14 protein-coding genes are annotated in these 21,027 nt (G+C 61.0%); 9 read left to right on the top strand and 5 right to left on the bottom strand.

Annotated elements, in window-relative coordinates:
- Nucleotides 1-5: 5 nt before the first annotated feature.
- The 3 genes from KHO33_RS18850 (at nucleotide 6) to KHO33_RS18840 (ending at nucleotide 5,066) form a co-directional block, all read left to right on the top strand.
- Complete coding sequence (locus KHO33_RS18850) at nucleotides 6-2,156, top strand: type I secretion system permease/ATPase (RefSeq protein WP_200561630.1); 2,151 nt, start codon at nucleotides 6-8, stop codon at nucleotides 2,154-2,156.
- Nucleotides 2,156-3,583 (top strand): HlyD family type I secretion periplasmic adaptor subunit, encoded by a 1,428-nt coding sequence (locus tag KHO33_RS18845; RefSeq protein WP_200561048.1) that lies wholly within the window; start codon nucleotides 2,156-2,158, stop codon nucleotides 3,581-3,583. Before KHO33_RS18850 ends, KHO33_RS18845 begins: the two co-directional genes overlap by 1 nt.
- 100 nt (nucleotides 3,584-3,683) lie before the next feature.
- Nucleotides 3,684-5,066 (top strand): TolC family protein, encoded by a 1,383-nt coding sequence (locus tag KHO33_RS18840; protein ID WP_236074687.1) that lies wholly within the window; start codon nucleotides 3,684-3,686, stop codon nucleotides 5,064-5,066.
- Between the two features lie 131 nt (nucleotides 5,067-5,197).
- Here the strand turns inward: KHO33_RS18840 and KHO33_RS18835 are convergent, their stop codons facing one another.
- From KHO33_RS18835 to KHO33_RS18820, 4 genes are all read right to left on the bottom strand, one after another.
- Entirely contained in the window at nucleotides 5,198-5,464 is a 267-nt protein-coding gene (locus KHO33_RS18835) for a cupin domain-containing protein (RefSeq protein ID WP_200561046.1), read from the bottom strand.
- 76 nt (nucleotides 5,465-5,540) lie between these two features.
- Nucleotides 5,541-5,936, bottom strand: a complete 396-nt coding sequence (locus tag KHO33_RS18830; RefSeq protein ID WP_200561044.1) for a hypothetical protein — start codon at nucleotides 5,934-5,936, stop codon at nucleotides 5,541-5,543.
- A 414-nt stretch (nucleotides 5,937-6,350) separates the two neighbouring features.
- Nucleotides 6,351-8,507: a phosphocholine-specific phospholipase C gene (locus tag KHO33_RS18825; RefSeq protein ID WP_200561042.1), complete on the bottom strand. Its 2,157-nt coding sequence runs from the start codon at nucleotides 8,505-8,507 to the stop codon at nucleotides 6,351-6,353.
- Nucleotides 8,508-8,570: 63 nt separating this feature from the next.
- The gene (locus KHO33_RS18820) at nucleotides 8,571-8,894 is read right to left on the bottom strand and encodes a hypothetical protein (RefSeq protein ID WP_200561041.1); all 324 of its coding nucleotides are present in this window, start codon (nucleotides 8,892-8,894) and stop codon (nucleotides 8,571-8,573) included.
- 209 nt (nucleotides 8,895-9,103) lie between these two features.
- On the opposite strand from KHO33_RS18820, the gene KHO33_RS18815 reads away from it, so the two are divergent.
- From KHO33_RS18815 to KHO33_RS18795, 5 genes are all read left to right on the top strand, one after another.
- On the top strand, nucleotides 9,104-11,086 hold the full coding sequence (locus KHO33_RS18815) for an amylo-alpha-1,6-glucosidase (protein WP_200561039.1): 1,983 nt from the start codon (nucleotides 9,104-9,106) through the stop codon (nucleotides 11,084-11,086).
- Between the two features lie 51 nt (nucleotides 11,087-11,137).
- Complete coding sequence (locus KHO33_RS18810; protein ID WP_200561037.1) at nucleotides 11,138-13,945, top strand: MGH1-like glycoside hydrolase domain-containing protein; 2,808 nt, start codon at nucleotides 11,138-11,140, stop codon at nucleotides 13,943-13,945.
- Between the two features lie 18 nt (nucleotides 13,946-13,963).
- Nucleotides 13,964-15,565: a glucose-6-phosphate dehydrogenase gene (zwf, locus tag KHO33_RS18805; protein ID WP_200561035.1), complete on the top strand. Its 1,602-nt coding sequence runs from the start codon at nucleotides 13,964-13,966 to the stop codon at nucleotides 15,563-15,565.
- A 35-nt stretch (nucleotides 15,566-15,600) separates the two neighbouring features.
- Nucleotides 15,601-16,401: an ROK family protein gene (locus KHO33_RS18800; protein ID WP_054034057.1), complete on the top strand. Its 801-nt coding sequence runs from the start codon at nucleotides 15,601-15,603 to the stop codon at nucleotides 16,399-16,401.
- Nucleotides 16,402-16,542: 141 nt separating this feature from the next.
- Nucleotides 16,543-17,109, top strand: a complete 567-nt coding sequence (locus tag KHO33_RS18795) for a YbhB/YbcL family Raf kinase inhibitor-like protein (protein ID WP_054034055.1) — start codon at nucleotides 16,543-16,545, stop codon at nucleotides 17,107-17,109.
- A 69-nt stretch (nucleotides 17,110-17,178) separates the two neighbouring features.
- Here KHO33_RS18795 and KHO33_RS18790 read toward each other — a convergent pair whose 3' ends face one another.
- Nucleotides 17,179-18,174, bottom strand: a complete 996-nt coding sequence (locus KHO33_RS18790) for an aldo/keto reductase (protein ID WP_200561033.1) — start codon at nucleotides 18,172-18,174, stop codon at nucleotides 17,179-17,181.
- Nucleotides 18,175-18,765: 591 nt separating this feature from the next.
- Between KHO33_RS18790 and KHO33_RS18785 the strand changes: the two genes are divergently transcribed.
- On the top strand, nucleotides 18,766-20,958 hold the full coding sequence (locus tag KHO33_RS18785) for a TonB-dependent receptor (RefSeq protein ID WP_054034050.1): 2,193 nt from the start codon (nucleotides 18,766-18,768) through the stop codon (nucleotides 20,956-20,958).
- Nucleotides 20,959-21,027: the final 69 nt, after the last annotated feature.

The raw sequence follows: 21,027 nt of genomic DNA, 5'->3' as shown, positions 1-21,027 counted from the left end.
AGTCGGTGCCTTCCGCGTCCGACCCAGCTTCTGATACTGCTCCCCACGACAAGCCCGTTCACGATCCGGCACTAGCATGCCTTGTCGTCATCGCGCGATTTCATGGCGTTGCCGCAGACGCCGCGCAGTTACGTCATGCCGCGGCGCGCAGCAATGAGCGCTTCGACAGTGATGCGCTCGTTCTGGGCGCTCGCTCGATTGGTTTGAAGGCGTCGCCAGCGCCGCTGCGAATCGACCGGCTTGATCGCACGCCTTTGCCCGCACTTGCTTTTGACAAGGACGGCAAGCATTTCATCATTGCGCGCTGCGACGGCAAGACGGTCTTTGTTCTTGAAGCGGAGGCTCTCGCTCCTACTGTGATGCCACTCGACACGCTGGCGGTCCGTACGACTGGCCGGATGCTGCTATTCACATCGAGAGCCTCGCTGGCCGGTGAACTCGCGCGGTTCGATTTTTCGTGGTTCATTCCGGCGATCATCAAATACCGGCGACTATTGCTGGAAGTGCTCGGCGTGTCGCTGGTCCTGCAGATCTTCGGGCTCGTCTCGCCACTGATGTTTCAGGTAGTGATGGACAAGGTGCTCGTGAACCGCGCCTACAACACCCTTATCGTTGTTGGCATTGCGCTTTTCGTCAGCTCCACTTTCGAGGTGCTTCTCACGGGTCTGCGCAACTTCACTTTCTCGCACACCACCAACCGGATCGACGTGGAACTGGGCGCGCGTCTGTTCCGCCATCTGGTGGCACTGCCGTTACCCTATTTTGCGGCCCGGCGCGTGGGCGATACCGTAGCTCGCGTACGAGAACTGGAGAACATCCGAAACTTCCTGACAGGTCAGGCGCTGACTGCCGTTATCGATCTTGTGTTCTCGTTCGTTTTCATCGGAGTGATGTGCCTCTACAGCGTGTGGCTCACGCTCATCGTCGTCGCGTCGTTGCCGCTCTACGCCGTCATTTCAGCCACGCTTGTGCCCGCTTTGCGTCGGCGTCTGAACGAGAAATTCGCACGCGGCGCGGACAACCAGTCGTTTCTGGTCGAAACCGTTTCCAGCATCGAAACGGTCAAGGCAATGGCCGTCGAGCCGCAGTTCATCAAAAGATGGGAAACGCAACTCGCGGCCTACGTCGCATCGGGCTTCCGCGTGACGACGCTTGGAAATGTGGGCCAGCAGCTTATCCAGTTTGTCGGCAAGCTGGTCACGCTCGCGACGCTGCTGCTGGGCGCGAAGCTGGTCATTGACGGTCGGCTGACTGTCGGGCAACTGATTGCGTTCAACATGATGTCGCAGCACGTCGCCTCGCCGATCCTGCGTCTTGCCCAGCTATGGCAGGATTTCCAGCAGATTGGCATCTCAATGGGACGACTGGGTGACATTCTCAACACGCGAAACGAATTGCCGCATAGCCGGCAGGCACTGCCTGCGGTGCATGGCGACATCCGGTTTGAGAATATCTGTTTCCGGTACCGGACGGACGGCCCACCGATTCTCAATGACATATCCCTGGACGTGCGCGCGGGCGAAGTGATTGGCATTGTTGGCCGTTCAGGCTCTGGCAAGAGCACACTCACGAAGCTGCTGCAGAGACTTTACTTGCCTGAGCAGGGCACTGTACGCATCGACGGCATCGACCTTGCTCTCGCCGATCCTGCGTGGTTGCGCCGACAGGTGGGCGTGGTACTGCAGGAGAACGCGCTCTTTAACCGTACGGTCCGCGAGAACATTGCGCTAACCGATCCAGGCGCGCCACTTGAACTTGTGATGCGGGCCGCAAAACTGGCCGGCGCGCATGATTTCATCTGCGAACTGCCGCAGGCCTACGACACGCCTGTCGAAGAGCACGGCGGCAATCTGTCAGGCGGCCAGCGCCAGCGACTGGCGATTGCACGGGCGCTGCTCACCAATCCACGCATCCTGATCTTCGACGAGGCGACGAGCGCGCTCGACTTCGAAACCGAGCGCGTTATCCAGAACAACATGCGAGCCATCTGCGCGGGACGAACCGTGATCATCATCGCCCACCGCCTGAGCGCCGTGCGTCATGCGACGCAGATCATCGCGATGGACAAGGGGCGGATTGTGGAACGTGGGACACACGACGCGCTGCTCGCGCATGGCGGCTATTACGCCTACCTTATTTCTCTGCAGAACAGTTGATGATGCGTTTCCATCTGCAGGCATTCGCTGATCTGATGGGTCGGTACGCGGGTATATGGCGGGCCGGGTGGTCGATCCGCGACCAGCTTGATGCTCCCGAAAAGCTCAGTTACGAACTGGCTTTCCAGCCGGCCCAGCTCGAACTGGTTGAAACACCTGTTCATCCAGCGCCTCGATGGGCAATTCGCATTCTGGTGATCCTGTCAGTGCTGATCCTGCTGATCGGCATCCTTGGTCGGCTTGATATCGTTGTCACGGCAAAGGGCAAGTTTGTTCCCAACGAGCGCGTCAAGATCATCCAGCCGGCGATAACCGGCGTGGTGCGGCAGATTCTGGTTCGTGACGGTCGGCGCGTCAATGCGGGACAGGCATTGCTGGTCCTGGACGCGACACAGGCAGCGGCTGACGCGGACAAGGCCCGTTCATCGCGGATCGATGCAGCACTCGCGTCCGCCAGGGCGGCCGCACTGCTGGATGCGGTCAAAACCGGGCACGTCCCGCCACTGGTTGCCGTGGATGGCGCATCGTCCGAGCAACAGGTCCAGGCGCAGAATTTCACCGAAGGGCTTTACCGAGAATACGCGGACAAGCTCGCCGCGTCGCAAGCCGAGCTTCTTAAGCGGGAAGCCGAACTCTCGACGACCCGACAGCAAGTGGCCAAACTGCGTGCAACTGCGCCACTGGCGCGTAGCGCAGCCGAGGATTACCGTGCGTTGGCACGCGACCAATACGTCGCGCAGCATGACTATCTCGGCAAGGAGCAGACCGCGCTTGAACAGGAGCATGAACTCGCCGCGCAGCAGAGTCACGCTCGCGAACTTGCCGCTTCCGTGGTGGAACAGCAGGCGGCGATCCAGGTGACAACCTCGCAATTCTCTCGGGAACAGCTTGATGCACTCGAGAAGGCAAAACAGCAGTTTGCACAGAACCGCGCTGACGAAACCAAGGCCGTGACGCGACAGGAACTGATGACACTTTACGCACCGGTTTCGGGAACGGTCGAGCAACTGGCCGTACATACGCTCGGCGGAGTTGTCACAACGGCACAATCGATCATGGAGATCGTGCCGGACGACGCGGTGGAAGTCGAAGCAAGCATTGAGAACAAGGACGTGGGCTTCGTCAATGTCGGGCAGGACGCCATCGTCAAGATCGAAGCGTTCCCGTATACCCGGTACGGTTACCTGATCGGCAAGATCACGTCAGTATCGAACGACGCAATGCAGGACAGGAACCGGAAGCTGGGCCTGACGTTTACGGCGCGCATTCGGCTGCCGACCAATCAGATGCAGATCAATAACAAATCAATCAATCTCACTCCGGGCATGGAGGTGACGGCGGAAATCAGGACCGGGCGGCGCAGTGTTGCCGGATATTTCCTTGATCCGCTGATGCAGACAACCGGGGAGAGCCTGCGTGAACGTTGAACGGGTCAATGGCAAGGGGCCCGGTTACGCTCGCACGCTGAGGACGGCGCTGTGGCTATCGGTATTGGGCGCCACTCCGGGTATCGCGGGAGCAGTCGATGTGTTCGGCACCGACGCCTTAGTCTCCCGAACACCTGCGAACGCGTTTTCAGATATTGACGCCGCGCATCCCTGTCAGTTCGGGCCGCTGGAGGCGCCGCTTCTTCTGGCGGAGGCGGTGAATCGCGCCTTGTGCGGAAACCCGAAAACGCGGGAAGCCTGGGCGAATGTAAAGGTGCAGGCCGCGGCGGTTGGCGTGGCAAAGTCAGCCTATCTGCCGAACTTGACGGCCAACCTGCAGGACGTGCGCGAAGACTCCGTGACGGACGTGAAAGGTTATCCGCGCCTGAGCTCAGCGAACCGCTCGACGGTTTTTTCCGGCTCGGTCTCGGCGAACTGGGTGCTGTACGACTTTGGTGGCAGGAAGGCTGCGCTTGCAAATGCACAGGCTTTGCTCGCGGCTGCGCGGGCCAACCAGGATGCCGCTCTGCAGACCGCCTTTTCCACTGTGGCAACAGACTACTACGCAGCGCAGGCGGCAACCGGCAAGCTGGCCCTGACGAAGGAAACGGAAAGTATCGCGCGTGACAGCTTTGTCGCGGCGTCGACACGCGTGACCCGCGGCGTCGCGGCGATTTCCGACCAGTTGCAGGCTCAGACTTCATATGCGCAGGCGACGTTCAACCGGGCGAAGGCCGAAGGCGACTTGCAGGCCGCTCTCGGCACGCTCGCCTTTGACATGAGCCTCAGCCCGGATCAACCAATCAAGATGCCGGACGCTGAAGATGGCGTGGTGCCAGACCAGGATTTCACAGCGTCGGTCGCCGGGATGATCGAGCAAGCGCAAAGCGCCCACCCGGTTATCGCTGCCGCCAGGGCGAAGCTTGACGCGGCAATGGCGAGCGAGCAGCAGACACGTGCCGAAGGGTTGCCCAACTTCAGTCTGATCGCGAAGTACAGCCAGAACAACCAGCCCGCCAGTCTGGGGCTGGGCCAGCCTCAATTGGCCGCGACAGGGCACGACTGGTATGTTGGCGTACAGGTGCAGATCCCGTTGTTCGAAGGGTTGAGCCGGACGTACAAGGTGCGTGGAGCACATGCTCAAGTGGAGGTCCAGGAGAACACGCTCGATGAAGCTCGCCAGCAGGTCGGGCTCGATGTCTGGAAAAGCTATCAGGTACTGCAGACGAACATACAGAATGTGGGGAACACGGCTACGTTGAAGCGGATTGCGCAGCGGTCATTTGACGTCGCAAACCATCGGTACACGGCGGGTGTGGGAAACATTCTGGAACTGCTGAACGCACAGAAGTCGCTTTCGGAGGCAAAGCAGCAACGCATCCAGGCGCTAACAGACTGGCGCGCGGCGCGGCTTCAGTTAGCCGCGAAGATGGGACGCCTGGATGCCGGAGATCTGCGTACGGAACAGGTTCCACAGCAATAGTCAGGTGCGTGCCACGGGGAGCGCGCGGTTTGCAGCCGCACTGAACTGGGGGGCTATCGTAACCGCATCGGAGGCCCCTTTGCTTGCGTAGGAGCATGCAGATCGAGGCACTCCGCCTACACGCGCACCTCCTACTTCCTTCCCACCAGATACGTCACACCATTCGGACCGTAACTCTCTGCATGCGGTTTGTTCGCCGGCAAGTGAAAGACGTCGCCGACTTTATATACCTGCTCGGTGTCGCCCACGCGTATGTGCAACTCGCCTTCCAGAATCAACGCCTTCGCCTCGAACGGATGTTCGTGTACGTCCATCGTGATGTTCGCCTCCCGCGTCACAACGACGGCCTCGGGGAATCCTTCTTTCGTCAGGCTTTCAATGAATGCTTCGCGGTCCATGGCGCCCTCAGCGGCTAGCAGTTGCGAAGATTTACTGTAACGCTATCCGCCAATTCGTGCAGCGCGCAGCCCTGTGTTATGCCGGTGCCGTTACACCTGAGCCGACCTTCCTGCGCGTTCTCGTGCGCGGCGCCACTGATTCACCCAACCCTTTCCTGCGGCGCGCAGCATTCAATTCCGCTTCCTCCGCATCGGCCATCACGACTGAGATCTTTCCTCGCTCGATGTTCGCCTCGGTTTCGTACTGCTGTGCCGTACGCTCCAACAACTCCGCAAGCAACATCTGATCGCGACGGTCGCAATGGTTCATTGCGATACCTTTGCGCAGCGTCCTCGCCAGCATAGCCAGCGATGAAAGCCGTTCCACATACGTGCGGGTTGCTTCCAGTACCTCGCCGGCAAGTCGCTTATATTCAGCGGGCTTCACCGAAAGGCGAGGGTTCATAAAGGGAGCTTCAGCGGGTTTGTTCATGGCGCGATTTCCGGTTGATTCTCGAAATCGCCCGACACTCGCTGCAAACGGGTGGGCGGGCACGTAGCGAGGTTGAGAGACCGGTGTCCCGACAAGCCGGCGAGCCTTGCGGCCCCCTCGCCATCACCCGCCCGTTGAAGACGCGCTGAGGCAAACGCACGGACCTGCACAACAGGTTATGCGATCAGAACAGTCGGGCTCTCACACCCGGTCATCATTGTTTTGACGACCGCCAGATTATAAATGCGCTCTTCTCTTAAAATTCACTTTGCTAAGCTAACTATCTAGCTTTGGCTAATCGGCCTAAGACCGTTCTAATTTTCTTTCGCCGTAATAGCCCGGAGCAACTGAGCTTCGATCAGGCGACTCAACAAAGCAGCCACCCAACCGAAGCCCGTCCATCATCACCTTGCTTTAATTCACCACCAACACCGGCGCCACAGCCGCCGGGTCACTAATACTCGGCCGGCCATTCTCAACGTGCCCAGCCAGACGAACCGAGAAGCTGGCGTCGTCGTTACTCGTCACCGTCAAGTCGTACCAGTGGTGGCTCGACGCCAGCACCCAGGCCTCTTCGATGTGCGCCCCCGCCGGCACCAGCACCGGACGCGCGCGCGCGCCATACGCGTTGTCCGTCACCGTCAAGCGGGCAATACCGCCGCCCTTGTTGCTGAACTTGATAAACACATTGCCGTTCGCAACGTCGTATTGCACCTTGATTTCCGGCTGTGCGGGTTTGTTGTTGCCATGTCCACCAAACGCTGCCTGTGCAGTCTGCGCCGTCGCCGTCTGCGTATTCCCCGCAAACTTGCGCACGAAACCATTCGGCCCAAACACTTCGAACGCGTACACACCGTTCGTCGTCGTCAGATCGAAGGTCTCGTTGAGCGACTTGCCGGCCTCGACGGTATAACGCCACGGACCATCCGTGCGATTCGTCGAGTACACGTAGAAATGCGCGCCTTGATTGCCGCTATTGGCAAACGCGATGTCAAACGTGTTCTTCTTCACGTCCGCGTGACCGTTCACGTGCAACTCGTACGGCAACGCACGGGCGAAACGGATGCCGCTTTCCTGCGGGTCGAATGCCACTGGCGTGGTGGGCACCGTGGGTTTCGGCTGCGACGAGCACTCGTTGGCGATTTGCTGGTAGTTGCTCGTGTCCGGGAGCGCAGGTACGGAGGAGTCCGGCGTGCGGAAGTCGAAGGCGGTGGTCAGGTCGCCGCACACGGCACGGCGCCATGCGGTGATGTTCGGCTCATACACGCCAAAGCGCGTTTCGATGAAGCGAATCACCGAGGTGTGATCGAACACCTGCGAGCACACAAAGCCGCCCTTGCTCCACGGCGACACGATCGTCATCGGTACGCGCGGGCCGAGGCCATACGGCAAACCGTCCGCGGTGTAGCTGCCGCCACGTCCGGGATTCACCGCGTTGTGAATCTCGCCGTCGGTGCTGACGGTCGACTGTCCCTGGGCCGGCGTCGTTGCCGGTTGCGGCGGCACGAGGTGATCGAAGAAGCCGTCGTTCTCGTCGTACATGATGAACAGCACGGTCTTGCTCCACACTTCGGGATTCGACGTCAGCGCATCGAGAATCTGCGACGTGTATTCCGCGCCGTATGCGGGCGTATAGCTCGGATGCTCGGAGTACGCAGCCGGCGGGCACAACCACGACACCTGCGGCAGACTACCCGCGAGTACGTCGTTCTTCAGGTCCGCAATCGTGCGCACGGTCTGCGCGCGCTCGTACAAGGCGCTGCCCGGCTGCGCGTTGATGAAATTCGCGAAGTTCTGCAGCACGTTGGTGCCGTAGTTGCCGTTCAACGGATCGGCGCCGGTCAAACCCTGCTGATACACCTGCCACGTAATTCCCGCGGCTTGCAGGCGTTCCGGATACGTGGTCCACGAGAGCAACTGATAAGCCGGCGGGCCGTCGTTGTCGACGAAATCGTTGTTGTCGAGCAGGGGGCCGCCCATGGTGCCGGTCGGATCGACCATGCCGGTCATCAGGTACGACCGGTTCGGGTGCGTCGGTCCCGGCAGCGAGCAGAAATAGGCATCGCACACGGTGAACGCGTCGGCCAGTGCATAGTGGAACGGGATGTCACTACGCAGGTAGTAGCCCATCGTCATGTCCGTCTTGTACTGGGGCCACTGGTTGTACGCGCCGTTGTTCATCGCGTAGTGCGTCGGGTACCACGAGTGGTCGAGGTCGCCGATACATTGCGCACTGGTCGTCGCCGTGTTCAGATGGAACGGCAGCACCGGTTGCGCGGCGTTCTCCTTCGACGGCTGGTACCACACGGGTTGCTTGCCACCTGGCAGCGGAATCGGGAAGCGGTCGTTGTAACCACGTACGCCGCGCATATGGCCGAAGTAGTGGTCGAACGAACGGTTCTCCTGCATGAACACGACGATGTGCTCGACATCGCGGATCGTGCCGGTGCGCGAAAACGCGGGCACGGCGAGCGCATTGCGAATGGACTCGGGCAGCGCGGTCAGCGCGGCGGCAGCGCCGGCGGATGAAGCCACGGTCTGCAGGAAACGGCGACGGCTATTTGATGTCATCGAATATCACCTTCTGCGGGTGGGGAAAGAATAGCGCGCCTCGCGCGCGCCGGTGGAGTCGGATCAGTTGCTGTTGGCGTTGTCGCCCGGTGCGTAATGCATCACGGGCGTGACTTGCTGGCTGTCGGCAGCGAGGCTCGCTTGCATGTTTTGTGTGATCGGATCGGACGCAGCGGCAGGGTCGGCTGCGAGTGGCGCTGATGCGTTGGGCATTGCCGCTGCTGGGGCCGTCGTGGCGCTTTGCGCGACAGCGTTGTCAGCGCTGTTCTCGGCGGTCGGCGATGAAGACGTCGAGGCCGAGCCGGAGTCATCGGCGCCACAACCGCCCAACGCGAAAGTTGCGAGTGCAACGAAGGCGGCGCTGGCAAGGCGAGTGTTTGTTCTCATGTCTGCATCCAATTTATGGCGGCGGATGCAGTCTCCATTCCTTTCGAGAAATAATTGTGAAACGTTTGCGAGCGGATAGACTTACGTTGCGATGTCGGCTATTAGAAAGGAGTTGGAAAGCAGTAAGCAGGAGAATGGTCACGTAAGCGCCACACGGCTGAAGCCTTGGCACACCGAACGATTTGCGCCTCGCATACTTTGGCAAGTCCATGACACGCATCGAAAGACCTTTCGACATCACGCGTCTCGAAGACGAATGGCTCGAGGCTGACGGCTTCGGCGGCTTCGCTTCGGGAACCGTCGGCACGCTGCGCACGCGCCGCTATCAGGCCTTGCTGCTCACGGCCACGCGCGCGCCTGGCGGACGCGTGGTGCTCGTGAACGGGGTGGAAGCGTGGCTCGAAGCGAACGGGCAGCGTTATCCGTTGAGCATGCAGCGGTATATGCCGGACGTGATCTATCCCGACCTGGCAGCGAGTCTTCTCGCGTTCGACACCGCCCCGTGGCCGACATGGCGTTTGCAACTCGATCCGCACGCAACGCTGATAACGGAAGTGTTTGTCAGCAAGGCGACGCGCGAAACGGTTTTGCGTTGGCGGCTGGAAGGCGCAGTAGCGGCTTCCGGCGCAGGCACGTTCACCCTGAAAGTCAGGCCCTTGCTCTCCGGGCGCGATTACCATGCACTGCACCACGAAAACTCCGCTTTCAATTTCACCGCGCAGATGAGCAGCGATCAGGCGTGCGTGAATTGGCAACCTTATGGCGACCTGCCGGTCATCAACGCGGCGACCAATGGCGTCTACACGCACGCACCGGATTGGTATCGGAACTTCTGCTACGTTCGCGAGCGCGAGCGTGGCCTCGACTTCAGCGAGGACCTCGCTACGCCAGGCGTGTTCAGCTTCAATCTCGCGGATGGCGAAGCGGTGATGGTCCTCAGCGCTTCGATCGCGCTCTCGGCGGCGGAGTCGGCAAGTACCAAACCAGCCGTCGCCCACGCAACGGAACTCGCGCACATCGAACAGCAGCGCCGCAGCGCACTCGGCCCACGCCTGCAACGTTCCGCCGACGCCTACCTCGTCGCCCGCAACGAAGGCGGCACGATCCTCGCCGGCTTCCCCTGGTTCACCGATTGGGGCCGCGACACGTTCATCGCCATGCGCGGCTTGCTGATCGCAACGGAGCGCCTCGACGAAGCCGAAGCGATCCTGCTCGAATGGTCGGGCACCTTGTCCGATGGCATGCTGCCGAATCGCTTTCCCGATTACGGCGACACCCCTGAATACAACTCTGTCGATGCATCGTTATGGTTCGTCATCGCGGTCCACGACTATCTGGCGACGAACCACGCGCAAGCCGACACTCGAACGCGCCTGCAGCAGGCGGTCGAAACCATCCTCACGGGCTACACGAACGGCACGCGCTTCAACATCAAAGCCTCCGCCGCCGACGGTCTCCTGAGCGCCGGCGTCTCGGGTGTCCAACTCACGTGGATGGACGCAAAGGTCGGCGATTGGGTGGTGACGCCGCGCATCGGCAAACCTGTGGAAGTGCAGGCGCTCTGGATCAACGCATTGCGCATTGCAGCAACGTGGAACCCACAATGGCAGCAACCTGGTGACCGGGCGCTGCAAGCGTTTCATGAACGTTTTACCGATCCGTCGACGCAAGCGCTCGTCGATAACGTCGACGTGGATTTCGTGAAAGGCGCCGTTGACCGCTCGATCCGCCCAAATCAGATCTTCGCCGTAGGTGGCCTGCCATTTCCCTTGCTCGAAGGCGCGGCGGCGCGCGCGGTGGTCGATCAGGTCGAAACGCAGCTGCTCACGCCGCTTGGCCTCAGAACACTCGCCCCGTCCGATCCCGCCTACCGCGGGCACTACGGCGGCACGCCGCTGGAGCGCGATGGTGCCTATCATCAGGGGACAGTTTGGCCATGGCTGCTAGGCCCATTTGTCGAAGCGTGGCTGCGGGTCCACGGCGCAGAGCCGGATGCCCGTACCCAAGCCAAAGCGCGCTTTCTCGACCCGCTGTACGCGCATCTCGATCACGCCGGCCTCGACCATCTCTCCGAAATCGCCGACGGCGATGCGCCGCACACGCCCGCCGGTACGCCGTTTCAGGCGTGGTCGCTCGGGGAGTTGCTGCGCATCGAAAACCTGCTTGCCCGATTGGAGTCCATCGCCCCTTAAACCGCGCTACGATGTGAGTCCCACCGCCAGGCCCGACGCAAGGACGTAGTCATGCCACCGCTGCGCGCTGCCAATCTGCTCGACACGATCGAAGGTTCCCGCCTGCACTCCGCCGACTGTGCCCATTGGCAACGCTGGGGGCCGTATCTCAGCGAGCGTCAGTGGGGCACCGTGCGCGAGGATTACAGCGCGGACGGCACCGCCTGGGACTCTTTCCCCCACGACCACGCACGCAGCCGCGCCTACCGCTGGGGCGAAGACGGCATCGCAGGTTTCGGCGATGACAAACTCAGCTGGTGTGTGTCGCTCGCGCTGTGGAACCGTAAAGATCCGATCCTGAAGGAACGTCTGTTCGGCCTCACCAATGCGCAGGGCAATCACGGCGAGGACGTGAAGGAGCTGTACTTCTACGTCGACGGCACGCCGACGCATTCGTACATGCGGATGCTCTACAAGTACCCGCACGCCGCCTTTCCGTACGACGACTTGGTGCAGGAAAACGCGCGACGTGATGGCGACATGCCGGAATACGAAATCCTCGACACTGGCGTGTTCGATGATTGCTGTTATTTCGATGTGCAGGTCGAATACGCGAAGCATGCGCCCGATGACATCCTGATGCGCGTGACGATCGAGAATCGCGCGGACGAGGCGGCTTCGCTCGACGTGCTGCCGCAGATCTGGGCGCGCAATTCGTGGTCGTGGAAGGAGAACAAGGACAAACCGTCGCTGGTCGCCGGCAAGAACCATAACGGTGATGTCCATTTGATCGGCAAGCAGCATGGCCATGATCCGATCGTCGTGACAGCGTGGTCGAAAGACGCGCCGCAGATGACGTGGCTGTTCTGCGAGAACGACACCAACGTCAAGCGCCTGTTCAACATGGATGGCGCCGGGCCGTTCAAGGACGGCTTCAACGACTACCTCGTCCACAGCGACGAACAGGCGGTCCGCCGCGACGCCGGCACCAAGGCGGGCGCGCACGCATCGATTGAACTCGGCCCGCATGGCCGCGCCGTGGTGTATATGCGCTGGCGTCCGCAGTCGGCGCCGGATGACGCGCAACTCGACGCGGATGCAGTGTTCGCTCACCGCATCGCCGAGGCCGATGAATTCTATGGCGCACTGCAACACGAGATCACCGATCCCGACGCGCGCCTCGTGCAGCGCCAGGCGCTCGCCGGCATGCTGTGGTCCAAGCAGTACTACCAGTACGACGTGCAACGCTGGCTCGAAGGCGATCCGCTGCAACCCACGCCGCCTGCGTCGCGCAAACGCGGCCGCAATGTGGACTGGCGGCATCTGTGCAACGCGGACATCGTGTCGATGCCCGACAAGTGGGAGTACCCGTGGTACGCGTCATGGGACCTGGCGTTTCATGCGGCCGCATTCGCGCTGATCGATCCCGCGTTTGCCAAGCGGCAATTGTTGCTGCTGGTGAAGGACCGGTATCAGCATCCGAATGGCCAACTGCCGGCCTACGAGTGGGCGCTCGGCGACGCGAATCCGCCCGTGCATGCGTGGGCCGCGTGGCGCGTCTATGAAATCGACCGCGCGTTGACCGGCAAGGCGGACCGGGATTTTCTGGAGCTCGTATTTCACAAGCTCCTGTTGAACTTCACGTGGTGGGTGAACCGCAAGGACGCGGATGGCCGTAACGTTTTCCAGGGCGGCTTTCTCGGGTTGGACAACGTCGGTATCTTCGACCGCTCGTCGCCGCTGCCGACGGGCGGTCACATCGATCAGTCCGACGGCACTGCTTGGATGGCGGCATACGCGCTCGACCTGATGCGGATCGCGCTTGAACTCGCGTATGCGAACCACGTGTTCGTCGACATCGGCGTGAAGTTTTTCGAGCACTTCCTGTATATCGCCGAGGCCGTGAGTTGTGACGACGGTTGCGATACCGGTCTATGGGACAGCGAAGACGAATTCTTCTACGACAAATTGCGCCTGCCCGACGGCAGCAATATTCCGATGCGCCTGCGGTCGATCGTCGGCCTGATTCCGCTTTTCGCGGTACACGTGCTCGAAGAACGTTTGCATGGTCACTTGCCGGGTCTGCGCGAGCGGCTCGTCTGGTTCCTCGAGCATCGCCCCGATCTGGCGAAGCTGGTTTCGCGCTGGAACGAGCCTGGCAAGGGCAATGCGTTACTGCTCTCGCTTCTGCGCGGGCATCGGATGAAAGCGTTGCTGCGCCGGGCGCTCGACGAAAGCGAATTCCTCTCCGATCACGGCGTGCGGGCGCTGTCGCGATTCCATCGCGACCATCCATTCGAGTTCAATCACAACGGCACAAGCGTGACGGTCAAGTATCTGCCGGCCGAATCTGACACCCGCGTGTTCGGCGGCAATTCGAACTGGCGCGGACCGGTGTGGATGCCGGTGAACTATCTGCTGATTGAATCGCTCTACGAATTTCATCGTTACTACGGCGATGGCTTCCGCGTCGAATATCCAACCGGCTCAGGGCAGAAGTTTTCGCTCAGCGAAATCGGCGACGAACTGGCGCGCCGGGCGACCACCCTGTTCCTGAAGGACAAGAACGGCGAACGTCCGGTGATGGGTGCATATCCGCTATTGCAGGCTGACCCACGTTCGCGCGATCTCGTGCTGTTCCATGAGTATTTCCATGGCGACAACGGACGTGGTGTGGGTGCTTCGCATCAAACCGGCTGGAGCGGCCTGGTGGCGCTGCTGCTGCAACCGAGGGCGATGGGCGCATCCGGCAATGTGCCCTTGGCTGGCGAACCGGATCGGGCGCCGATCCCCACGTCGACTTCGGCGCCGGCTCCCGCCTGCCCAACTGAGTCCGCGCCCGAACCTGCGCCCGCGCTGGTAACGGCGGTAACCAAGTAGCTTCCATAAGCGAATCCCATGTCGACTACTCCGAACACCCCAACTTCCGCCGCTCGTGAACCCAGTTGCAAAGTCAGCGCGGGTCCGCATGACGCGCCATCGTCGCCGGCCGGCAAACGGCCTGCGCCGCCTTGCACGCTGGTGATCTTCGGCGCGGGCGGTGACCTGACCAAACGCTTGCTGATGCCCGCTTTGTACAACCTCGCAGTGGACGGTCTGCTCGATGACGGCATGAAGATCATCGGCGTGAATCACGGCGAACGCGAGACGAGCGTATGGCGCGAAGACTTGCATAAGTCGCTGCAACAGTTCGCCGCCGACAAGGCCAGCACGTTCCACGCCGGCAAGCTCGACGACAAAGCGTGGGACTGGGTCGCGCAACGGCTCGAATACATGGCCGGTGAATTCGAAACCGACGACACGTTCGCGAAGCTCAAGCAAAAGCTCGATCAATCGCCGGGTGGCAATGTGATTTTTTACCTGGCGGTCACTGCGCGCTTCTTCAAACCGATCGTCGAGCATCTCGGCAAAGCGGGTTTGCTGAAAGAAGGTGAGGGCGATGCGGGCGGCTTCCGCCGCATCGTGATCGAGAAGCCATTCGGCACCGACCTCGCTTCGGCGCGCGATCTGAACGCGCACATTCTGTCGTACGCGGACGAGTCGCAGGTGTATCGGATCGATCACTTTCTCGGCAAGGACACCGTGCAGAGCATTCTCGCAGTGCGCTTTGCGAATGCGCTGTTCGAACCGATCTGGCGGCGCGAATATATCGACAGCGTGCAGATCACCGCGGCCGAAACGATCGGCGTGGAGGGACGCGGCAAGTTTTACGAGCAGACCGGCGCGTTCCGCGACATGCTGCCGAACCATCTGTTCCAGTTGCTCGGCATGGTCGCGATGGAACCGCCCAATTCGTTCGACGCCGAAGCCGTGCGCGACAAGAAGGCCGAAATCTCCGACGCGATCCAGCCGCTGACTGCGGACGACGTCGTCTTCGGTCAATACGAAAAGGGTCCAGCGGGCATCGGCTATCGCGAGGAACCGGACGTCGCACCGGACAGCACGACCGAAACCTACGCCGCCGCCCGCGTTTATGTGGAGAACTGGCGCTGGGCGGGTGTGCCGTTCTATCTGCGCACCGGTAAGCGGCTCGCCGCGCGTCGCACGGAGATCTCGGTGCAACTGAAGCCGGTACCGTTCCGCCTGTTCCGCGACACGCCGGTCGACGCGCTGACGCCGAATGTGCTGACCTTGCGCATCGATCCCGCGCACGGCACGAGTTTCGATTTCAACGTGAAGACGCCGGGGCCGGTGATGCAGATCGGCGCGGTGCAGTCGTCGTTCGACTACGCGGATTTCTTCGCCGAACGGGCCAACGTCGGCTACGAGACCTTGCTGTACGACTGCATGCTGGGTGACGAGACGCTGTTCCAGCGCGCCGACAGCATCGAAACGAGCTGGTGCGCGGTGGACGACGTGCTGCACCCGAAGACCGGCGGCGCGATTCCGGTGCATGGTTACGCAGCCGGCAGCGAGGGGCCTGCTGAAGCGGACGCGCTGCTCGCACGCGACGGCCATGCATGGCGGCCTTTGAAGCAGGACGCAGTCGAAAAGAAGTAATTCCATGAGGCGCACCAACACAATCGGGGGACACCGTGGCCACACGTAAGACGAAAGTAAAAAGCAGTACCGAGCGGATTCTGGCGATCGATGTCGGTGGCACGGGCTTGAAAGCCGCGATCATCGATGCGGACGGGCAGATGAAAACCGACCGTTTGCGCGTGCCGACGCCGCATCCGTGCACGCCGGATCAACTGGTGGATGCGCTGGTGAAGCTGGTCGAGCCGCTCGTCGAAAAGGAGCCGCCCACGCTGATGTCGATTGGCTTCCCGGGCGTTGTGCGCAACAATCGCATTCTGACGGCGCCGCATTTTGGTGTCGAAGGCTGGCATGACATTCCGCTCGCGGATTCGTTGGCGCAGCGTCTCGGCGGTCTGCCGGTGCGCATGATCAACGACGCGGAGATGCAGGGCTTTGCCGCGATCGAAGGCCACGGGATCGAGCTCGTACTGACGCTCGGCACGGGCGCGGGTACGGCGCTGTTCCGCGATGGCGAGCTGATGCCTCACCTCGAACTTGCGCATCATCCGGTCAGCAAGAAGGGGGTGGCGTACGACGAATACATCGGCGACGCGGCGCGCGAGAAGGTGGGAAACAAGCGCTGGAATCGCCGGGTCGAGAAGATAATCGGCATTCTCAATTCGCTGGTGAATTACGACAAGCTCTGGATTGGCGGTGGCAACGCGGCGCGGCTGACGTTCAAGTTGCCCGCGAACGTCGCGACCGTTTCGAACGATGCGGGGATCGAAGGCGGCGCGCGCTTGTGGCATCCGAAGTCATTGCGTGAGACGCGGCAGTTGCCGGAGGCCAATGAGCGGACGGGCCGGTTCAAGTGACGAGTGATTTACGGATGAATTCATAGAGCGTCGGCGGAATAAAGCGACTGGTCGATACGTTTGTCACCGGTGGCCGTGACGCGCGTTTGTTGCGGCACGACCTTTTTCAGCTTAGCTAACTTATACCCGGGGAAGCCGACGATGATTCGAAGCCATACCGCTGGCGTTGCACGACGCCTGTTATTTGTCAGCATGTGCGCCGCGCTGACTTTTGCTGCAGTGAATGTCCGCGCGGCCGATGCATTTGTGCTGTCGTCGCCGGGTTTGGCCGACGGCGGCACGCTGGATTCGAGCCATGCGGCGAGCGCGAATAATTGCGGTGGCGGGAATGTGTCGCCGGCCTTGCAATGGCGGAACACGCCTGCCGGCACGAAGAGTTACGCCATTACTATTTTCGATCCGGACGGGGCAAAGGGTCTGGGTATAGTCCACTGGGTGATGTATGGCGTCGCGCCGTCGGCGACCGGACTCGGCGCAGGTGCGACGCCGGCTGGTAGCGTGGCCGGAACGAACCGGACGGGTGGCCCTGGCTATTACGGACCCTGCCCGCCGGTTGGGGACGTCCCGCATCACTATGTTGCGCAGGTTTATGCGCTCGATTTACCGCCCGACGCATTGCCGGCAGGATTGACGCGCGACGCGTTGCAGGCGGCTATGAAGGATCATGTGCTCGCTGCGGCGAGTACGGTGCTTCGATACGGACGGTAATCGGGTGGTGGTTTCTATGCCTTCGATGGCGGAAGCCGGACAGCCGGCACCGCCGTCAAAGGCACCTCCCTATCGGGCCGCATCTCCCCATCGATATTCGTGACTCACCTCATCAAGCTGCGCTTTAACCTGTGCATCGAGCACAAGCTCCGAAGTCGACAGCGTATCGCTCAACTGCTCGGCGCTACTAGCGCCAATAATCGCCGACGTAATCAGCGGATTCGCCAGCACCCACGCAAGGGAAACCCGAGTCAAAGACTCGCCCGTCGGCGCAGCAATCGCCTTCAGTTTCTCGATCGTTTCGAACTCGCGCTGATGCCAGTACCGTTCCTGATACATGGCCCCCGCCTTCCCGACGGTTTCGGTGAACCGCCCGGACGTGGGCGCAGCATCCACCCGATGCTTACCAGTCAGCAAACCACCCGCCAACGGGTTATAGGGCATCACGGCCAATTGCTCTTCATCCGCCAAAGGCAACAACTCCCGCTCGATCTGACGGAACAACAGGTTATAGCGGGGCTGCACTGATACAAACCGCGCCACGCGCAGCACATCGGCGCGGCCCAGCGCCCGCGCCAGCCGATACGCCAGGAAATTCGACACGCCGATATACCGAGCCTTGCCGGATCGCACGATCACGTCCAGTGCTTCGAGCGTCTCGTCGAGCGGGGTGTTCGCGTCGTCAGAATGGAGCTGGTACAGGTCCACGTAATCCGTGCCGAGCCGCCGCAACGATGCGTCAATCGCATCCAGCAGATGTTTGCGCGACGCACCTTGATCCCACGCTGACGGCCCCATCTTGCCGACCGCCTTCGTCGCCAGAATGAAGCGGTCGCGTTTGCCCTTCAACCACCGTCCGACGATCTCCTCTGTGCGTCCGGCAATGCTTTCGCCGCCGCCGAGCGGATAAACGTTGGCGGTATCGATGAAGTTCACGCCGGCGTCCGCTGCCGTGTCGAGAATCCGCCGCGAAACATCTTCTTCAGTCTGCAGGCCAAAGGTCATCGTGCCGAGACACAGGCGCGAAACGGTCAGGCCAGTGCGGCCGAATTTGCGGTATTGCATGGTCAACTCCGAAGATGGACGGGACAGTTGCGGTATGCGGTGTTGTAAAAAGGATAAACGGTGTGGCGATTTCGCGTTCGGCCGCGGGCACCCACAAGCGCGGTGCGCCGTTAGCATTTAGAAAGCTTTCCGTGCTGGTCGACTGATTTGCGAAGGTGACGCGAGCTTTCGTTGCCGCGCTACATCACCCGGGTCACTCAGATCAGCGCTGCTGAGCGTTGAGAGAAGTTGACGTGTTTTTCGAGGATATAAACAAGTCGGCATATTCGTCTAATAAATATTAGAAAGTGCCACCTGTCGGGCTTCTTAACATTACAAATAAGTAATTTTCAGCTGACTGCGACGTTTAGAAAATTACGTTTTCCATACGATCGTAAAAATTCGAAACAATTCCATTACAGCAGGTAAGGATCGCCGCGATTGATGCGTTCTTATGCATATGGAATGATATCGATTCTCATTTAACCACTAGCCAGCCATCCCGTCGTTCTTGCTCCAAGCAGGAGACCGGCAGCCAGCCAATTGCGGTTTTGTCATTGATTCCATGTCGAGCATGCGAATCGGGCAAGCGCACTTCCGACGGGATTTCCCATGTTCACTCACACGCCGCTTGCGACTGCGTTAGCGCTAGCTTTTGCCGTTCCATTTGCGACGCCCGCCGTCGCGCAGACCGCTCCGCAAGCTGCGTCGCAGCCGTCGGCGCAAAACGCGCAGTCGCCCGCAGCGGCCGACAACGCGACCTTGCCGACCATCGGCGTCGCGGCGCAAGCTGAACAACAGGACTTCCAGGCAGAACGCTCGACGGTCGGCGCCAAGACGCCCACCGCATTGCGCGACATTCCGCAGACGGTGACCGTGATCAACAAGGCGGTGCTCGCCTCGCAAGGCGCCACGTCGTTCCAGGACGCGCTGCGCAATGCGCCGGGCGTGACGATCGGCGGCGCCGAAGGCGGTCAGATCGGCAACAACATCAACTTGCGCGGTTTCACCGCGCAGAACGACATCTATCTGGACGGCTTCCGCGATCGCAATCAGTACTATCGCGACACCTTCGACCTCGAAGAACTCGAAGTGCTGTACGGTCCGTCGTCGATGTTGTTCGGCCGTGGCTCGACGGGCGGCGTGATCAACCAGGTCAGCAAGAAGGCGAACCTGAAGGACTCGGCGGAAGTCACGGGAATGATCGGCACCGACGACCGCTATCGCAGCACCGTCGACGTCAACCATAAGCTGACGGACACCTCCGCGATTCGCCTGAACGCATTCGGCCAAAGCCTCGGTTCGACGCGTGACGAGATGAAGAACAAGGACTACGGTATCGCGCCGGAAGTGCGCTTCGGCATTGGCACGCCGACTGAAGTCACGATCTCCGCGCTGATCCAGCACAACTACGACATGCCTGACTACGGCGTGCAGGCGTTGAACGGCCGCCCGTCGCCGGTGCCGAAGAACACGTTTTATGGCTTAACCACCGACCGCACGATTCAGGACGTGCAGACGTTCACCGCCGCGATCAAACACAAGTTCTCGGACCAGCTCACGCTGACCAACCAGACGCAGTTCTCGCACTCGATGACCGACGCGCGCGAAACCGCGCCGCAAGCGGTGTTGACGGGGCCGCTCGCCACCAGTACGGCGCTGACCAATGGCAATTTCACGACGCTGTCGCCTTCGCAACTGTTCATCAAGTTGCAAAGCCACGACCGTGTGATCGAAAACCACTCGCTGTACAACGACACCTCGCTTCAATACAAATTCGACACCGGGCCGCTCAAGCACGAGTTGATCGCCGGGGTCGACCTGGGTCACGACAGCTATTCGAATCAGGCTTACACGCGCAACAACTTGCCGGTTGTTTCGATGGTGAACCCGGCGTATCTGTCTTCGCCTGCCGGTGTGACCACCACGGTCGGCAACCGCGCCGACTCCGGCTCGAACGAAATTGGCGCTTACGTGAACGACACCGTGTCGATCGGCCAGCACTGGAAGGTGATCGGCGGTTTGCGTTGGGATCGCTTCCAGGCGCAGATCCACAACACGGTCAGCCTGCCGGGTTACGCGACGCAAACCAACTTCTTCACCAGCGTTCGCGCCGGCGTGATTTATCAGCCGACCGACTGGCAGTCGTACTACGTGTCGTACGGCACGTCGTTCGATCCGTCGCTCGAGGCGCTAACGGTCACCAACCTGACGCAGAACCTTGCGCCGGAATCCACCCGGTCGTATGAAATCGGCGGCAAGTGGGATCTGCTGGGCGGCAATATTTCGGTGAACTCCGCGTTCTTCCGCGAGGAAATGACCAACGCCCGCACTCAAGTCTCGCCGACCGAATACGAACTCGACGGCGACATTCGCGTCGACGGTTTCCAGGCCGGCGTGACGGGCCACATTACCGACAAGTGGCAAGTGTTCGGTGGCTACACGTACATGGACGCCATTGTCCTGAAGGCGCTCGACGGCACCCAGGGGCACACACCGGCCAACACGCCGCGTAATACGCTGACGTTCTGGACCACCTACGCGATCACGCCGCATTGGGAAATCGGCGGCGGCCCGACTTACATGTCGCCGCGCTATGCGTCGAACACAAACTACGTGCAGGTGCCGGGTTACACACGCTGGGATGCGACCGCCGCCTATCACGCGAAGAAATACGACGTCCGGTTGAATCTGCTGAACCTGACCAACAAGATGTACTACGACGCGCTCATCCAGTCGGATGGCGGCCGTTCGGTGCCGGGTATCGGACGCACGCTGCTGGCAACGTTCGACTACCGGTTCTGAAGCATGTCTCGTCGATACGGTAGGCTTGCCGTTCTCGCAAACGGCAGGCCGACGTAACGAGGCCAAGGA

It is taken from the genome of Paraburkholderia nemoris, from assembly GCF_905221015.1.
In the GTDB taxonomy this organism is placed as follows: Bacteria; Pseudomonadota; Gammaproteobacteria; order Burkholderiales; family Burkholderiaceae; genus Paraburkholderia; species Paraburkholderia nemoris.
This window is presented reverse-complemented; position numbering and strand designations above follow the sequence as displayed.

What these genes read in the sequence shown, in the direction of transcription:
- KHO33_RS18810 (WP_200561037.1), top strand. Translation starts at nt 11,138, where the DNA reads ATGCCACCGCTGCGCGCTGCCAATCTGCTCGACACGATCGAAGGTTCC.
- KHO33_RS18830 (WP_200561044.1), bottom strand. Translation starts at nt 5,936, where the DNA reads ATGAACAAACCCGCTGAAGCTCCCTTTATGAACCCTCGCCTTTCGGTG.
- KHO33_RS18825 (WP_200561042.1), bottom strand. Translation starts at nt 8,507, where the DNA reads ATGACATCAAATAGCCGTCGCCGTTTCCTGCAGACCGTGGCTTCATCC.
- KHO33_RS18820 (WP_200561041.1), bottom strand. Translation starts at nt 8,894, where the DNA reads ATGAGAACAAACACTCGCCTTGCCAGCGCCGCCTTCGTTGCACTCGCA.
- KHO33_RS18835 (WP_200561046.1), bottom strand. Translation starts at nt 5,464, where the DNA reads ATGGACCGCGAAGCATTCATTGAAAGCCTGACGAAAGAAGGATTCCCC.
- zwf (WP_200561035.1), top strand. Translation starts at nt 13,964, where the DNA reads ATGTCGACTACTCCGAACACCCCAACTTCCGCCGCTCGTGAACCCAGT.
- KHO33_RS18795 (WP_054034055.1), top strand. Translation starts at nt 16,543, where the DNA reads ATGATTCGAAGCCATACCGCTGGCGTTGCACGACGCCTGTTATTTGTC.
- KHO33_RS18790 (WP_200561033.1), bottom strand. Translation starts at nt 18,174, where the DNA reads ATGCAATACCGCAAATTCGGCCGCACTGGCCTGACCGTTTCGCGCCTG.
- KHO33_RS18845 (WP_200561048.1), top strand. Translation starts at nt 2,156, where the DNA reads ATGATGCGTTTCCATCTGCAGGCATTCGCTGATCTGATGGGTCGGTAC.
- KHO33_RS18785 (WP_054034050.1), top strand. Translation starts at nt 18,766, where the DNA reads ATGTTCACTCACACGCCGCTTGCGACTGCGTTAGCGCTAGCTTTTGCC.
- KHO33_RS18815 (WP_200561039.1), top strand. Translation starts at nt 9,104, where the DNA reads ATGACACGCATCGAAAGACCTTTCGACATCACGCGTCTCGAAGACGAA.